Origin of the sequence: Microvirga sp. M2 (genome assembly GCF_047497095.1) — a bacterium.
GTDB lineage: Bacteria > Pseudomonadota > Alphaproteobacteria > Rhizobiales > Beijerinckiaceae > Microvirga.
The window spans coordinates 1,466,862-1,481,656 of the sequence record NZ_CP134064.1 but is presented as its reverse complement, the minus strand read 5'-3'; the positions used below and the strand labels follow the sequence as shown (position 1 = coordinate 1,481,656).

Below are 14,795 nucleotides of genomic sequence, written 5' to 3'. Positions count from 1 at the left end.
CCACATCCCACCAAGGGCGGGATGCGGTCGAAATCCTTCCGAGCAGGAGAGAGCGTGACAAAGCCTCGGCACGCTCTCTCCCCGTCAAGAGACCGGCTTTCGCTTTACTGAGCCAGCCAGGCATTGAAACGCTTGTTCAACTCTTCGATGTTGTCGATCCAGAAATCGGCATCGAGCGGAGCGGAATTCGCGAGGTTTTCGGGCGCCGTGGGCAAGTCCTTCTGCAAATCGGCAGGCACCTTTGCCGCAGCCTCCTTGTTCGGCAGGCCGTAGGCGATGTATTCCGGCAGCTTCACCTGGTTCTCCGGCTGACTGGCGAACGTGATGAAATCCATCGCCTGGTCCTTGTTGGGGCTGTCCTTGAGGATGACCCAGCTGTCGATGGCGTACAAGCTGCCGGGCCAGACGACCTTGAAGTTCCTGCCCTCGGTCTTGTTGATGCCCGAAATGCGTCCATTGTAAGCGGAGGTCATCACCACCTCGCCGGACGCGAGAAGCTGCAGAGGCTGCGCACCGGATTCCCACCAGACGATGTGTGGTTTCAGCTGATCGAGTTTCTTGAACGCACGGTCGACGCCTTCCGGCGTCGCAAGCACCTTGTAGACGTCGGCGGGTGGAACACCGTCGGCCATCAGGGCGAACTCGAGAGCGTATTTCGGTCCCCGCCGGAGGCCACGCTTGCCCGGGAACTTGTTGACATCCCAGAAATCGGCCCAGGATTTCGGCGCCTCCTTCAGGCGATTGGCGTCGTAGCTCAGAGCCGTCGACCACACGATGGCGCCGACCCCGCAATCATCCACGGCCGCGGGCAGAAACTTGTCCTTGCCGCCCAGCTTGTTCCAATCGATCTTTTCGTAGAAGCCGTCGGCGCAGCCGAGCGCCAGTTCCTCGGACTCGACCTGAACCACGTCCCAATTGGGCGTACCGGCCTTGACCTTGGCGGCCAGAACGCCGATACCGCCATCCCAGCTTTCTTCAAGAACCGGCTTGCCGATTTTCTTGGAGAAGGGCTCGAAGTAGATCTTGCGCTGGGCATCCTGGTAATTGCCGCCCCAGGAAACCACCGTGAGATCACGGGCCTGAACGGCCTGCACGCTCCAGCCGATGAGCAGGGCGGATACACAGCCGGCGACGGAAAGCATCTTCGCGGAATTCATCGTCTATCCCTCTGTTGGTTATTTTCCTCTGGGGGAGCCGAGCATAACGTGGCCGATTAACGACTGCCAAGGCCGTTCCATGGTGAGAATAATCACCATCGCGCCTCTGTGACACCCGTGACGATGACATATGTCTCAGTCTGTCAGCATCTCAGTATGTGGGCGGCGTGACCGCACTGATGATGGTGCTTGTCCCGCCCGATACGTTGCGAAACCGGTGGGGTACCCTGCTGTCGAAATAGTAGCCGTCGCCCTCTCCCAGGACCTTGCTCTGATCCCCGACCGTCACTTCGACGGCGCCGCGGACGACCATGCCGGCCTCTTGGGCCGAGTGGGAATACGGCACGCCGGAATCCGCCCCGACCGCATAGGTCTCGTGCAGCATCAAGATCTGGCGGTTGGGCTGGTTCATCCCCAGCATCCGATAGGAGATCGTCTGCGCCTTTCCGATCTCCACCCACTCGCTGGCCGGGTAGAACGGCGAATAGGGCGCGGCCGCGTTCATCTCGGCGAAAAACCCGGTCAGCGTCGTTCCCAACGCATCCAGAATGGCGCTCAGGGTGTCGACCGAGGGGCTCATACGGTCGCGCTCGATCAGCGAGATCGACGAGTGCGAGATGCCCGACCGCAACGCGAGCTCCCGAACGCTCAATCCGCGCCGGCGGCGCAATTCCAGCAATCGTGCTCCAATCTTCGGCATCGCCATCCCGCATGATGAAGTTGCGCTACTCGCGAGCGCCCTCCCGGAGTCCTCCGGTCCTCGATACCCTACTCCTGGTGAGAATTCTGAACAAGCCGGTCAAGCTGTCTTGAGGACGGCGGCGCGATCCATGAACCTGGGTTCAACGCAATGGGAGGAAGCGATGTCGACCCTGACCGCGAGCACGCGCGCCAAAATCACTTTTCTCAAGGCCCCGAAGCATGATGCCGCAACGGAAACCGGAGAGATCGAGGCGACCGTCAGGGGCATCATCGCGGATGTGCGCGACAGGGGAGATGCCGCTCTCCGCGACTATTCGAAGGCCTTCGATCAGGCTGACGTTTCGACCTTCGAGGTCAGCGACACGGAGCGTGCCGAGGCCATCGAGAACCTCGACCTACAAACGCGCCGTGACACCGAGTTCGCGATCGAACGCGTCCGCGCCTTTGCACAGGCCCAGCTGGGCACGGTGCTTCCGCTCGATGTCGAAGCCCTGCCCGGCCTTCATCTGGGTCACCGTGTCATCCCCATCCGGACCATCGGCGCCTATGTTCCGGGCGGGCGCTACCCTCTCCTGTCGGCTCCGGTCATGACGCTCGTGCCCGCGAAGGTCGCCGGATGCGAAGAGGTCATCGCCTGCCTGCCCCCCAAGGCGCATCCGGCTATGATCGCCGGTTGTCACCTGTCCGGCGCGGATCGCATTTTCCGGGTCGGCGGCGCTCAGGCGATTGCCGCCATGGCTTATGGAACGGAAAGCATTCCTGCGGTGGATAAGATCGTCGGGCCTGGCAATGCATACGTGAATGAGGCCAAGCGGCAGGTTTTCGGGCGCGTCGGCATCGATCAGCTCGCGGGACCGAGCGAAATCTTCGTGGTCGCCGACGAAACGGGAGATCCGCACTTGATCGCCGTGGACCTTCTCGCTCAGGCCGAACACGACGTGCGGACGCGGATGGGGCTCATCACCACGAGCCGGAGGCTGGCGCAGGCAACGCTTGCGGAGGTGGAGCGGCAGTTGCGCGACCTTCCGACCGCACCCGTCGCCGGCGCCGCATGGCGCGACTATGGCGAGGTGGCGCTGTGCGAGGACGAGGACGCAATGGTCGCCTATTCCGACTTCATTGCTGCCGAGCATCTTCAGGTCCACACGGCCGATCCTCACGCGACCGCGCGTCAACTGCGCAATTACGGCTCCCTCTTCATCGGGCCCCTCGCCAGCGTCGTGTACTCGGATAAATGTTGCGGAACCAATCATACGCTGCCGACCATGGGAGCCGGACGATACACGGGTGGGCTCTGGGTCGGATCCTACGTCAAGATCTGTACGCATCAGTGGCTGGATGAACGTGGAGTCGCCGCCGTGGCGCCGCCGGCGACCAGGCAAAGTCGGAGCGAGGGCCTGGAGGGCCACCGCCGCGCGGCAGCAATCCGGATGAAGGCGACCTGAAGGACACATCCTTCCCGGAACTGCTCAATCAGTATGACACTCGCAGTATGACGCTCGCGCCTGCCGACCAGCGAAATTCCGAAAAGGGTCCAGCAAGGATATTGCCGATCCCGAATGAATATCCGATGTCCCCGGCTCGACTGGCGCCGGGACCGCGTTCTGTGACGGCCGGACGGGTTAGTGCTGGCAGGCACGCTTTCCGTCCGACCGATGATCCGATTGGACTACTTGCCGACGGACGATGCTCTCTTTCGCGCGGAGGACTGCCTGCCGCCCTTCCGGCCATTGCCGCTGCCGCGGCCCTCGCCCGCCGAACCGCCGAGTGCACTCGTCACGACGTCTCCTGCTGCCCCGATGGCAGCCGCTGCGACCTCCAGCGGAGCGGCAACGATCTCGGCGCCGAGACTTCCTGCGGCCGACACGGCGTTCCTGCCTTGCTGTGCCGCACGGCCCTGCCCCTGCTCGGTCCCCTGCGGATTCTCAAGCACGTTCGCGACGGCCCTGAGGGCCTCGGCCATCACAGCGCGTGCCTGCGGCGAGGTGAGCGTCGTCTCGAGGCTCGAGAGCCATGCCATCGGGCTCAGCATGCCGCCCTGCGACCGCGAGCGGGCCCGTGTCGTGGAACGTGACTTCGACGCACCGGACGTCGAGCGTGCCGCATTGCGCGACCCCGCAGAGGAACGGGCCTTCGCCGGAACAGCCTGGGACTTCGTCGCGGACCGGGAGCCAGCCATAGCCTTGGGCTGCGCACGCTTGGCAGCGGTGGTCCCCTTCTTGGCGGCGCTTCGCGAGGAAGACTTCTCCGACGCCTTCCGGCTCCTGCTGGGTTGTGACGTGCCATCCTTCTTGGTCGTAGCCATTGTCATTCCTTCATCTGCTAAGGCCGAAAGCGGCCGGGCCGAGGAGCAGTGATCCTCGCCCATGATAATGACAACGTGGCCGTTCGGTTCACTCGCGCGAGATGACCCTGGCACGTCACGCGGCTTTCGCCCCGAGATCTTCCGGCCGCGGCGACATGCAATGGAATTGTCATGGATCCGACTCTCGTGTTGATCTCCAGGAGGCCCCAGTGCCTCTTTCATTCGCGCCCGCTTGGGCCTGATTGCCAAATGTGCCGCGAACGTCGCCTTCTTTAACCATGTGGCGACCAGTTCCATCCTACGGTTTGTCCGGTTCATCAACGACATGCATCACTGTCACAGGAGCGGGACTGAATGCAGGGACAGGCCGATCTCTTTCAAGGACTGGATGCGACCGTCCCATCCGTCCAGAAGCCCGTCACCTCCGACATCCAGGTCAAGCCTCAAGGGCAAAGGCGGGCCTTCCGATTGGACCCGGCCAATTTCGAACTGGCAGCCGATAGCCTGGAGGCGAGCGGGCAATATCGCATTCTACGCCGCCTTCTGCCTCGTCCCGTGATCACGTCCCGCATCGCGCTTCCAGGTGAAAAGCTCGCAGTCATCGTGGACACCGAAACCACAGGTCTCGACCATACCCGCGACGAGGTCATCGAGATCGGGATGGTGGCGTTCTCGTATGATGAGGATGGCCGGATCGGTGAGGTCGTCGGCACCTTCAATGCTCTGCGGGAACCATCCGTCCCGATTACGCCCGAGATCACGCGTCTGACCGGGATAACGCCCGACATGGTCAGAGGCCACTCGATCGACTTGAATGCCGTCGAGGCCTTCATCCAGCCGGCCCATCTGGTGATCGCCCACAACGCTCGCTTCGATCGTCCCTTCTGTGAGCGCTTGACCCATGGATTTTCGTTGAAGGCGTGGGCCTGCTCGCATGCGGAGATATCCTGGTCCAATCTCGGCTTCGAGGGCTCGAAGTTGGGCTATCTGCTCTCGCAATGCGGCTGGTTTCATCAGGGCCATCGCGCCGTCGAGGACTGCCATGCGCTTCTCGAGGTGCTGGCAGCTTCTCTGCCCGGGGATGCGGGCAGCCCCATGTCCCATCTTCTGATTTCGGCCCGCAAAGCCCTGCTGCGGATCTGGGCGGAAGGCAGCCCCTTCGAGATGAAGGATGAGCTTAAGAAGCGGGGCTATCGCTGGAACGATGGCACGAACGGTCGACCCAAATCCTGGTTCATTGAAATCGCCGAAGACGCCTACGAGATGGAACTGACCTTTCTGCGGCGGGAGATTTACCGCCGCGACGTAGAGCCGTTCACCCAGAGGATCACGGCCTTCGAGCGTTTCCGCTCAGCGTCGTAACTTGGCCGCTTCCACCGCGAAAATGTTCCTCCAGGTTCGGAAACGTCTTCATGAGAGCATCGGACGTGAAAAGTGGATGTGCACTTTTGGCGTCGGTTCGATGCTCCCCCTATCGAACAGCGCATCGTCGTTGCGGAAAACCGGGTCCACTTTGTCGCACGAGGCGCTGGGGCACGGTAGAAATGTCCTCACGGCGAATGTGGACAGGCGCGGAATCATGCATTCTGGGCATCATCCCGCAGTTGATGGAATTTCCTCACACACCACCTTGGATGCGACCAAGTCGGCGTATCCGGCATCGTCGATCCCAATCTCGGACAGCACAGCCCGGTTATGTTCGCCGAGCCTCGGAGCGGGCGTCCTGATGGAGCCGGGCGTACCTTCGAGCCGGGGCACGACGTGATGCATCGGCAGTGCGCCCATGTCCGGATCGGGATAGTCGGAAACCACGTCACGCGCGACGAAATGCGGGTCATCGAGGATCTGGGAGGTATCGTAGATCGGGCCGATCGTGACTTCCGCCGCCTCGAAGAAGGCGACGTTCTCCGCCTGCGTCCGCTCGGCGATGAAGGCGCCGATGATGGCGTCCAGCTCCTCGGCGTTCCTGACCCGGTCGGCATTCGTCCGGAACCGGGGATCGTCGATGAGCTCAGGCCGGCCGATGGACCGGAACAGGCGTTCGGCCATCTTCTGGATAGAGGCCGAAAGGCTCACGTATCGGCCGTCCCTGCATCGATAGGCATTGCGCGGAGCCGAGTTCGTCGAACGGCTTCCCGTGCGCGGCTTGACCTTGCCGGTAAGGCGGTAATTGGCGGACTGGGGACCGAGGATCGAGAAGAGCGGGTCGAGCAGTGGCAGGTCGATGACCTGTCCCCGTCCGCCCTTCAGCTCCACCTCGCGCAATGCGATCATGGCCGCGGAGGCGCCATAGATGCCGGCGATGCCATCGGCGAGATACATCGGGGGAAGAACGGGTTCCCGGTCGGCGAAACCGTTGATGGCTGCAAATCCGGAGATTCCCTCCACCACGGTGCCGAACCCGGGACGCTGACTGTAGGGACCATCCTGGCCCCAGCCCGAGATGCGCATGACCACGAGCTTCGGATTGAGCTGCAGCAAGGTCTCGGGACCAAGCCCCATCTTCTCGAGAACGCCGGGCCGGAAGCTCTCGATGAACATATCGGACGAGGGGACGAGAGCCTTGATGATCTCGCAGGCTTGAGGATTTCTCAGGTCGAGGCAGAGACTCTTCTTGTTGCGGGCGTAGATCTTCCAGTGCGTGCTGACGCCTTCGGTCTTCCAGGCCCGCAGCGTGTCGCCCTCGGGCGGCTCGACCTTGATCACCTCGGCGCCGAAGTCGGCCAGCATCTGCGTGCAGACATTGCCCGCGAAAAGGCGCGAAAGATCGAGGATCCTCAGACCGTCCAGAGTGCCTTGCATCTCGGGACGGTAGTCACGCTGGTGAAGTTTCGAGGAGACCATGTCAGCGTCCCTCCCCGCTTCGATCGGGATCGAATTGCTCGGCGAGGGCAACGATGGCCCGCGCACTGACGAGGAATGGTTCGTCGATCATCTGCCCGTCCACCACGAAGGCTCCGACGCCCTTGGCGGCGGCCTTCTCCGCGGCAGCCAGGATCCGGCGGGCCCGTTCGATATCCGCCCGACGAGGCATGAAGCACTCGTTGGCAATGGGAATCTGCGTGGGATGGATGCAGCTCTTGCCGGAAAATCCGAGACTGCGGGCCTCCTCACATTCCTCGCGATACCGCTCCGGTTTGGCCACGACGGCATAGGCTCCGTCGTAAGCCGGAACCTTCGCCTCCGCCGCAGACAGCCGGATCGCCATTCGAACGTAGCTCAAGGCCTTCGGATCAGATCGGTCGATGCCGCATGGCTCGAACAGATCCGCATAGCCGATCTGAAGTCCGACGATACGTGGGTCCGCGGTCGCGATGTCGGCTGCAAGCCGCAAGCCTTTCGGCGTCTCGATATTGGCGAGAATGCCGATGGGACGCTCCATGCCGGCCGCCGCCTCGAGACGGGCAAGTGCACGGGCAGCCTCCCGGACCTCATCGCCGCTCTCCACCATCGGCAGGTTGAGGACGTCGAGACCGGGTCCGACGATCACCTTGAGATCGTCCTCGAACAATCCACTCGAAAGACCGTTCGAACGCACGACCACGATCTGGCGATTCTCCGTCGGACGGCCGCGCAGGAAGGATCCGACGGCGGTTCGCGCCTCCGCCTTGCGGTCCGCTGCGACGGCATCCTCGAGGTCGAACGAGAGCGCATCGGCTGCCGACGCGACCGCCTTGGCGAAGAGTTCCGGGCGTGAGCCGGGCACGAAAAGCTTGCTCCGCATCAGACGTTGCATGGGTCTTTCCCGAGATCCGAATGGGCGACGTCACCGTGCTGGCCGATGACGTCCTGGTTGCCGAACCTGCGGCGGGATGCGGCGGGTTCGCAACCGCGGCTGCCTGCCTCAGGGATGTTTTCAATCGATCAGTGACCGCTATTTCAGGAGGCCGAGCTCTCCCAGCGCGGTCTTCATCATGGCCTGCTGCTCTTTCAGGAAGGCACCGAACCCTTCCCCGTTCCGATAGGCTCCGATCCAGCCGTTCCTCTCGAGGGCGGCCTTCCAGGCCGGGGTTTCGACCATCTTCTCGATCGCCGCGCTCAGCTCCTGCTTCTCGGCGTCGCTGGACTGCTTCCGGGCCAACAGGCCGCGCCAGGTTCCGATCTCGACGTCGACGCCCTGCTCCTTCAGCGTCGGCACGTCGAGATCGGCGAGACGCTCACCCGATGACACCGCGAGAGCCCGCACCTTGCCGGACTTGATCTGCGATGCGAATTCCGGCACGCCGCCGATGCCGGCCGTCACGTGACCGCCCAGAATGGCCGCGACCTGTTCGCCGCCGCCGGCATAGTTGATCGCATTGGTCTTGCTGGCATCGCCCGCGACCGCTTTCGTGATCTGTCCCGCGATGACGTGGTCGAGCCCGCCCGCGGATCCCACGGCCCATGTGACGGAGGCGGGATTGGCCTTCACCTTGGCGGTGAGATCGGCCAGCGTCTTGATGTCGGAACTGGTCGGGACTACCACCACGCTGTACTCACGCAGCAGCAGGGCGAGAGGTGTGGCGTCCTCCAGCGTGACCGGTGGCTTGGTCGTCAGGATCGCCCCGACCGTGGTCACGCCGATCGTCAGCAGCCCGGGGCCGCGGTTCTGCCCGTTCACGAACTGAGCGAGCCCGATGGCCCCGCCGGCGCCGGGGACGTTCAAGACCTGGATGCCGGAAGCGAGCCCTGCTTCCATCAGAGCCTCCCTGACGGCTCGCGAGGTCTGGTCAAAGCCACTGCCCGGATTGGCCGGGGCGATGATCTCGAGACCTTTGATCTGCGCATGGGCTGGCGCGGCGGCTGCAACGGCCAGGGCAGCGAGGGCGAACAAAGCGGTTCGGCGGCGAACGGGCGTCATGATTTCTCTCCCATGTGGCTGAGACCTTTCGAGCAGGCCCCTTTAACAGGCTGGCTCCGGAACGGACGATCCAACGGAGGAAGAGTAACGATCGCCGATACGATGGGAAAAGCTGGCATTTTCCACATTAAGAAGATAGTTTTTCCATCTTATGGATACCGAATTTCTCAGGACCTTCGTGATCGTCGCCGAGGGTGGCTCGATCGCAGAGGCCGCTCGCCGCCTCAATCTGACACCCGCCTCCGTGGCCCTGCGCATGCGCACGCTGGAAAAGGAATTTGGAGCGCGCCTTCTCGTCCGCTCCGGCCGGACCGTGACGCCCACGGAGGCGGGACGGGCCCTGACCGAACTGGGGCGCAACCTGCTCCGCGACGTCGACAACCTCAAATGGGCCCTGACGACCGAAACGCCTTCCGGAGAGATCCGGATCGGCGCGGTACCGACCGCCATTACGGGGTTGATGCCCAAAATCCTGACGGCCGTGCAGGAAGCCTATCCCGGCCTGGAGATCCACATCGTTCCCGGCCAGTCGGCCGAGCTCCATTCCAAGGTGCTGAACGGCGAAGTGGATGGCGCCATCATCATCGAGCCTTACTTCGCGCTGCCCAAGGCCTGCGGATGGACGGTGCTGAGAGAGGAACCTTTGCTGGTGATCGTGCCGTCGTCGATGGACGGCCTGGACGCCCATGAGGTCCTGGCGTCCGAACCGTTCATCCGTTATGGGCGCAGCTTCTGGGGCGGCCGCCTGGTGGACAATTATCTCGCCCAGGCCAAGATCCGACCTCGGGAGAGGTTCGAGCTTTCGACTCTCGATGCGATTGCCGTCATGGTGGATCGGGGGCTGGGGGTCTCGCTCGTCCCCGATTGGTCTCCGCCCTGGCCCGAGGGCCTCTCATTGGCGAAACTGCCGCTGCCCTTGCCGGCCGAGCCGAGGCGGCTCGGCTTTCTGTGGATGAAAGGCTCGGCACGAATCCGCCTGCTGCGGGTCTTTCTCGAACAGGCCGTGGCATCGCTCTCATAGGTCTTTGCGCCTCTCGGCCTTGCGCCATGGCCAGCGCTGGAGGTGCAGCCGCCCGATCCTGTTCTTGTCACTGCCTCTCGATTGTCCCATGAACGGGCCGAACCGCTCGTTCGCCCGAACTCTCCAGAAGACGAGAACCGCATGGCTGCCGCAGATCACGGCTCAGACCCCTCGGGCCAGGACGCCCCTTTCGATCCTGCCGCACATGGATGGGAGAGAATTTCGGACGAGGGATATATCGGCCTCGTCGGTCCAATCTGGCAAAAGCCTGACGGGAACGGGATGCGCTTCGCCTTCCTGGCGGATCCCAAGCACCGCAACCGTCTCGGAGTCGTGCATGGCGGAATGATCATGACCTTTGCGGACCGTGTCCTGGGAATGACCGCCCATCACGCGATCGGCGGCAAAGATCACGCGACGATACAACTCGATGTTCATTTCGTCGCTGCCATCCAGATCGGCCAATTCGTCGAAGCCCGCGCCGACATCGTGCGACGGACACGCGACTTGATCTTCATGAAAGGCGATCTCGTGGTGAATGATCGCATCGTTGCGACCGCCAACGGGATCTGGAAAATCCTGACAAGCGGATGATGCGGCAGGGATCCGCCGCAGTCCCGGTCGAGGTGATGGTGCCCGAGCGCGGACTTGCCGGGTCTTGTGCAGCGCCCCCCTGCGAGCGGAGCGAGATGTCCGCTGGAGGGGGGATGGCGCATGGTCTCCCGAGACCTTCCAGCACCTCCCCGGCGCTGGGCCCGCAAGCCGGCTCCAGCGGGCAAGCGGCCGCTATCCGATCTGGGCGATCACGATCCTGCGGATCTCCTCGCGGGTGAGCGGGTTGGGCTGCGGAGCCCATGGCGCGACCACGACGGCCTTGGCTTCGGTCGGGCGCTCGATACGCGGCTTTCTGGTGGTCGCAATCTTGTTTTCAGCTTTCATTTTTTCTTCTCCTTGGCCGCTTCTGCGGCGGATTTTCGTTTTTGTTTAAGCAGGAATTCACCTGCCTTATCGTCACCTAAGACCGTCAGCGGACGATGACCGAGACAGGGTCACTGGCCGGGAAGGTCTCCATCAAAGCATCGTCCAGCCGGCGTTCGAGATCGGCCCACGAGTTGTCGTTCCCGCTTCCCGACCGGTCGGGTGCCTTAGAGGCGGGCTCCGCCTCATCCGGCAGAAGCCTGAACCGGACATCCTCCACCACGACCTCGTGCCATGGCCCGCCCGGACTCGTCCGGAACGGCATGCGGTCGCCGACCCGAAGGCCGAGCAAGGCGATCCCCAGGGGGGTCGTCACGGATAGTTCCGCGCCCGGCCAGAGCAGGTCCTCCGGATAGACCAGGACATGCGCCATCGATTGTCCGCTGCCGTCGATCCGGTACGTGACCTTCGCGTTGGTCGAAACCACGTCCTCCGGCAACGCGTCGGGATGACAGAGAGAAGCCCGTCGCAGCTCCGACATCAGGAACTGCCGGTGCGGCTTGCGCCGGTTCTGGTCCATGGCCGCGACGGACATGAGACGGTTGAAATCATGGGTCGCGATGGTGACGTGCGGCAATTCAACGGTCGTGTTCATGAAATCCTCCGAGACAGCGCCGATCCGGCTCGCACGCGAGCCGCACGGCGGCAGACACACCCGGTCGCACCCGGGATCGGGCCTGCTGACTTCGATTTTTGCGCGATTGGTCATGACCCCGAACGACGGCGGCGCCATGCGCCCGCACGGGTTCGGGGTTCAGCAGCCTGCGAAGAGGCGGCCTCCGCGGAGGATGAGGATGTAACGCGATGTAATCATGACAGTATGCATATAAGTACCGAACGAGAGGATTCAAGACCGTGGACGTCGACGAAGACCGTTGAGCTTGTTTTCCTCTGTTCCGAGCGCGCATCTGTCGGAACGAATGCCCTCGATCGACGTGCGCTCGTCAATCGGCTCGAAGCCGTAAACTGTCCTGTCCAACAATGCTCTCTTGGTTGTCTCGAGATTGCACGCGAAGCAATATGTCCTATCATGGTGGCCGAGCCGCTTTGAGGATGAGGATGCGCGTATCCGGCAGCCTTGCTCCCACCATGGACAGGCAGTGTCATCTTCCGCCTTCATTCCGTCAGGCGCAGCCGCGGCCTGACCCGACGACCTTCGCGAAGAGATCGAGTCATGAAAGCACTGGTTCTTGAACGTAAGGATGAGCTCAGTCTGCGTGATCTCCCACTCCAGGAGACGCTCGGACCACGGGATGTCCGGATTGCCCTTCGCACGGTCGGCGTCTGTGGCAGCGACGTGCATTACTATACGCACGGCGCCATCGGCCCGTTCGTGGTTCGAGAGCCCATGATCCTCGGCCACGAGGCCGCCGGAGAGATCGTCGAGGTCGGATCGGCGGTGACCGAGCTCAAGCCGGGTGACAGGGTCTGCATGGAACCCGGCATTCCCGATCCGGCGAGCCGTGCGACGCGGCTCGGCAAGTACAACCTCGATCCGGCGGTGCGGTTCTGGGCAACTCCACCGGTGCACGGGGTGCTGCGCCCCACGGTGGTTCACCCGGCCGACTTCACGTTCAAATTGCCGGATCATGTCAGCTATGCCGAGGGCGCGATGGTCGAGCCGCTGGCCGTGGGCGTGCACGCCGCCACCAAGCTTCAGGTGCAGCCGGGCGATCTCGCCGTCGTGATCGGCGCCGGACCCATCGGGATGGTGACGATCCTGGCGGCTCTTGCGGCAGGCTGCTCGCGTGTCATCGTCAGCGATGTCCATGAGCCGAAGCTCGAACTGGCCAGGAAGCTCGGACCCGTCCTGCCGGTCAATGTCAGAAGCCGGAAACTTCAGGATGTCGTCGCACGCGAGACCGACGGATGGGGTGCGGATGTGCTCTTCGAGTGTTCGGGCTATGCGCCCGCCATGGCGGAGATGTTCGACCTCGTCTGCCCGGGCGGAAAAGTCGCGCTGGTGGGCATTCCGCTCGAACCGTTCGCCTACGATGTCAGCAAGGCGCAGATGAGGGAAGTTCGCGTCGAGAACGTCTTCCGCTACGCCCATGTTTATCCTCGCGCGGTGGCGATGATCGCCTCGGGCAGGATCGACGTGAAGCCGCTGATCACCGATCGCTTCGCGTTCGAGGACAGCATCGCTGCCTTCGACTTCGCCAAGGCCATGCCGCCGACCTCGGTCAAGGTGCAGATCGAAATGCCGACCTGATCGCATTACCGGATCGAGGCCGGAAATGTCGATCGCAGGTCGGCATAAAGGCGCCGATAAAGGATCTGGCGTGATTTGAGGGCGTCCACCAAAGCGGCCTCCGGTTCGACGACATGGGACAGCGGCGGTGGAGGGCAGGCCTCGTCCAGGCTCGCGCCCGACGTTGCGATGCGGGCAAGGCGAGCCGCCCCGAGGGCGGGCCCGACTTCGCCCCCATGATGGTATTTGAGAGGGCGCTCGAGCGCAGCGGCCAGGATCCGGCCCCACAGCTTGGAGCGCGCGCCTCCGCCGATCACCGAGAACGTCTCGATCCTGCCTCCTCCGGCCTCCAGCGCGTGCAGTCCGTCGGCAAGGGCGAACGCCACCCCTTCGAGCACCGCGCGCCCCAGATCCGCCCGGCTCGCCGATGCATCGAGGCCGAAGACGACGCCCGTCGCGGTCGGATCGTTGTGGGGCGTGCGCTCGCCGCTCAGGTACGGGAGGAAGACGAGGCGGCTGTGCTTCGGCGCCTGAATGCCGGCGCTCTCAATGTCCGACAGGAGTTCCGCCTCGCTGGCGGCGCCGACGAGACGCGCTGCGAAGGAGAGAGCGCTCGCGGCGGACAGGATCACGGCCATGCGGTGCCACATGTCCGGGACGCAATGGCAGAACGCGTGAACGCCTCGCTCCGGATCCTTCCGGAGTGTGGCGTCCGCGACGAAGATGACGCCCGAGGTGCCGAGCGACAGGAAGGCCATGCCGGTACGGACGACGCCGATGCCGACCGCTCCGGCCGCGTTGTCGCCCCCTCCTCCCGCCACGGGAAGCCCCGGTCTCAGGCCCAGCGCGCCGGCGGCTTCGCGCGTGAGCCGACCGGACACTTCGGTTCCCTCGACAAGACGAGGCATGTGCCGCTCGTCCAGTCCGGTGGCCGCCAGCATTGCGGGCGACCAGTCTCGCTTCTCCACGTCGAGCCAAAGGGTACCGGCGGCATCGGACGGCTCGCTGACCGCCTCTCCGGTCAGGCGCAGCCTGATCCAGTCCTTCGGAAGCAGGACTCGCGCCGTGCGTGCGAAGATGTCGGGCTCGTGTTTGGCGACCCAGAGAAGTTTCGGCGCCGTGAAGCCCGGCATCGCCATGTTGGCCGTGATGGCCCGGCTGGCAGGCTCCCTCTGTTCCAGCTCGGCGCATTCCGCTCCGGCGCGGCCGTCGTTCCACAAGATCGCGGGACGCAGGACATGTCCGCCTTCGTCGAGGAGGACGGCCCCGTGCATTTGGCCGGACAAGCCGATGCCCTTGACCGCGTCGAGAGAATGCGTGGCTCCGAGCCTGATCACGGCCGCCCCGGTCGCCTGCCACCACGCCTCAGGATCCTGTTCCGACCAGAGCGGATGAGGCCGGGACACCGTCAATGGTGCCGTCGCCTCGCCGACGAGCACGCCGTCCTCGTCGATGAGGACCGCCTTCACGCCTGACGTTCCCAGGTCGATTCCCACATACATCGATCAACCCCTCGGTCAGATGGTCCCACGATAGAGCAGCGCATCGTTCTTGCGAAAAACCGGGTCCCCATTTTCGCACAATGCGCTTGTGCGACCTTC

15 protein-coding genes are annotated in these 14,795 nt (G+C 63.6%); 6 read left to right on the top strand and 9 right to left on the bottom strand.

Annotated features, from left to right (window positions below):
• Positions 1–104: 104 nt before the first annotated feature.
• Together RE429_RS26500 and RE429_RS26495 are read right to left on the bottom strand one after the other, a co-directional pair.
• The gene (locus RE429_RS26500) at positions 105–1,142 is read right to left on the bottom strand and encodes an ABC transporter substrate-binding protein (protein ID WP_414475947.1); all 1,038 of its coding nucleotides are present in this window, start codon (positions 1,140–1,142) and stop codon (positions 105–107) included.
• A 166-nt stretch (positions 1,143–1,308) separates the two neighbouring features.
• Positions 1,309–1,857, bottom strand: a complete 549-nt coding sequence (locus tag RE429_RS26495) for a cupin domain-containing protein (protein WP_414474701.1) — start codon at positions 1,855–1,857, stop codon at positions 1,309–1,311.
• 163 nt (positions 1,858–2,020) lie between these two features.
• Between RE429_RS26495 and hisD the strand changes: the two genes are divergently transcribed.
• Positions 2,021–3,304, top strand: a complete 1,284-nt coding sequence (gene hisD / locus RE429_RS26490; protein ID WP_414474700.1) for a histidinol dehydrogenase — start codon at positions 2,021–2,023, stop codon at positions 3,302–3,304.
• A gap of 224 nt (positions 3,305–3,528) precedes the next feature.
• Here the strand turns inward: hisD and RE429_RS26485 are convergent, their stop codons facing one another.
• Positions 3,529–3,891, bottom strand: a complete 363-nt coding sequence (locus RE429_RS26485; protein ID WP_414474699.1) for a hypothetical protein — start codon at positions 3,889–3,891, stop codon at positions 3,529–3,531.
• Positions 3,892–3,922: 31 nt separating this feature from the next.
• On the opposite strand from RE429_RS26485, the gene RE429_RS26480 reads away from it, so the two are divergent.
• Both RE429_RS26480 and RE429_RS26475 read left to right on the top strand, forming a co-directional pair.
• Complete coding sequence (locus tag RE429_RS26480; protein ID WP_414474698.1) at positions 3,923–4,216, top strand: hypothetical protein; 294 nt, start codon at positions 3,923–3,925, stop codon at positions 4,214–4,216.
• Positions 4,217–4,518: 302 nt separating this feature from the next.
• On the top strand, positions 4,519–5,526 hold the full coding sequence (locus RE429_RS26475; RefSeq protein ID WP_414474697.1) for a 3'-5' exonuclease: 1,008 nt from the start codon (positions 4,519–4,521) through the stop codon (positions 5,524–5,526).
• A 231-nt stretch (positions 5,527–5,757) separates the two neighbouring features.
• Here RE429_RS26475 and RE429_RS26470 read toward each other — a convergent pair whose 3' ends face one another.
• The 3 genes from RE429_RS26470 to RE429_RS26460 form a co-directional block, all read right to left on the bottom strand.
• A complete protein-coding gene (locus RE429_RS26470) occupies positions 5,758–7,008 on the bottom strand; it encodes a CaiB/BaiF CoA transferase family protein (RefSeq protein ID WP_414474696.1) in 1,251 nt (416 codons plus the stop codon).
• Position 7,009: 1 nt separating this feature from the next.
• Complete coding sequence (locus RE429_RS26465) at positions 7,010–7,900, bottom strand: HpcH/HpaI aldolase/citrate lyase family protein (protein ID WP_414474695.1); 891 nt, start codon at positions 7,898–7,900, stop codon at positions 7,010–7,012.
• A 138-nt stretch (positions 7,901–8,038) separates the two neighbouring features.
• Positions 8,039–9,004 (bottom strand): Bug family tripartite tricarboxylate transporter substrate binding protein, encoded by a 966-nt coding sequence (locus RE429_RS26460; RefSeq protein ID WP_414474694.1) that lies wholly within the window; start codon positions 9,002–9,004, stop codon positions 8,039–8,041.
• Positions 9,005–9,155: 151 nt separating this feature from the next.
• On the opposite strand from RE429_RS26460, the gene RE429_RS26455 reads away from it, so the two are divergent.
• Complete coding sequence (locus tag RE429_RS26455; protein WP_414474693.1) at positions 9,156–10,025, top strand: LysR family transcriptional regulator; 870 nt, start codon at positions 9,156–9,158, stop codon at positions 10,023–10,025.
• Between the two features lie 141 nt (positions 10,026–10,166).
• Positions 10,167–10,619, top strand: a complete 453-nt coding sequence (locus RE429_RS26450) for a PaaI family thioesterase (RefSeq protein ID WP_414474692.1) — start codon at positions 10,167–10,169, stop codon at positions 10,617–10,619.
• 192 nt (positions 10,620–10,811) lie between these two features.
• Here RE429_RS26450 and RE429_RS26445 read toward each other — a convergent pair whose 3' ends face one another.
• Together RE429_RS26445 and RE429_RS26440 are read right to left on the bottom strand one after the other, a co-directional pair.
• Complete coding sequence (locus tag RE429_RS26445; RefSeq protein WP_414474691.1) at positions 10,812–10,964, bottom strand: hypothetical protein; 153 nt, start codon at positions 10,962–10,964, stop codon at positions 10,812–10,814.
• An 85-nt stretch (positions 10,965–11,049) separates the two neighbouring features.
• On the bottom strand, positions 11,050–11,598 hold the full coding sequence (locus tag RE429_RS26440; RefSeq protein WP_414474690.1) for a GreA/GreB family elongation factor: 549 nt from the start codon (positions 11,596–11,598) through the stop codon (positions 11,050–11,052).
• A 579-nt stretch (positions 11,599–12,177) separates the two neighbouring features.
• Here RE429_RS26440 and RE429_RS26435 point away from each other — a divergent pair.
• A complete protein-coding gene (locus RE429_RS26435) occupies positions 12,178–13,215 on the top strand; it encodes an NAD(P)-dependent alcohol dehydrogenase (RefSeq protein ID WP_414474689.1) in 1,038 nt (345 codons plus the stop codon).
• A gap of 5 nt (positions 13,216–13,220) precedes the next feature.
• Here the strand turns inward: RE429_RS26435 and xylB are convergent, their stop codons facing one another.
• Entirely contained in the window at positions 13,221–14,696 is a 1,476-nt protein-coding gene (gene xylB, locus RE429_RS26430) for a xylulokinase (protein WP_414474688.1), read from the bottom strand.
• Positions 14,697–14,795: the final 99 nt, after the last annotated feature.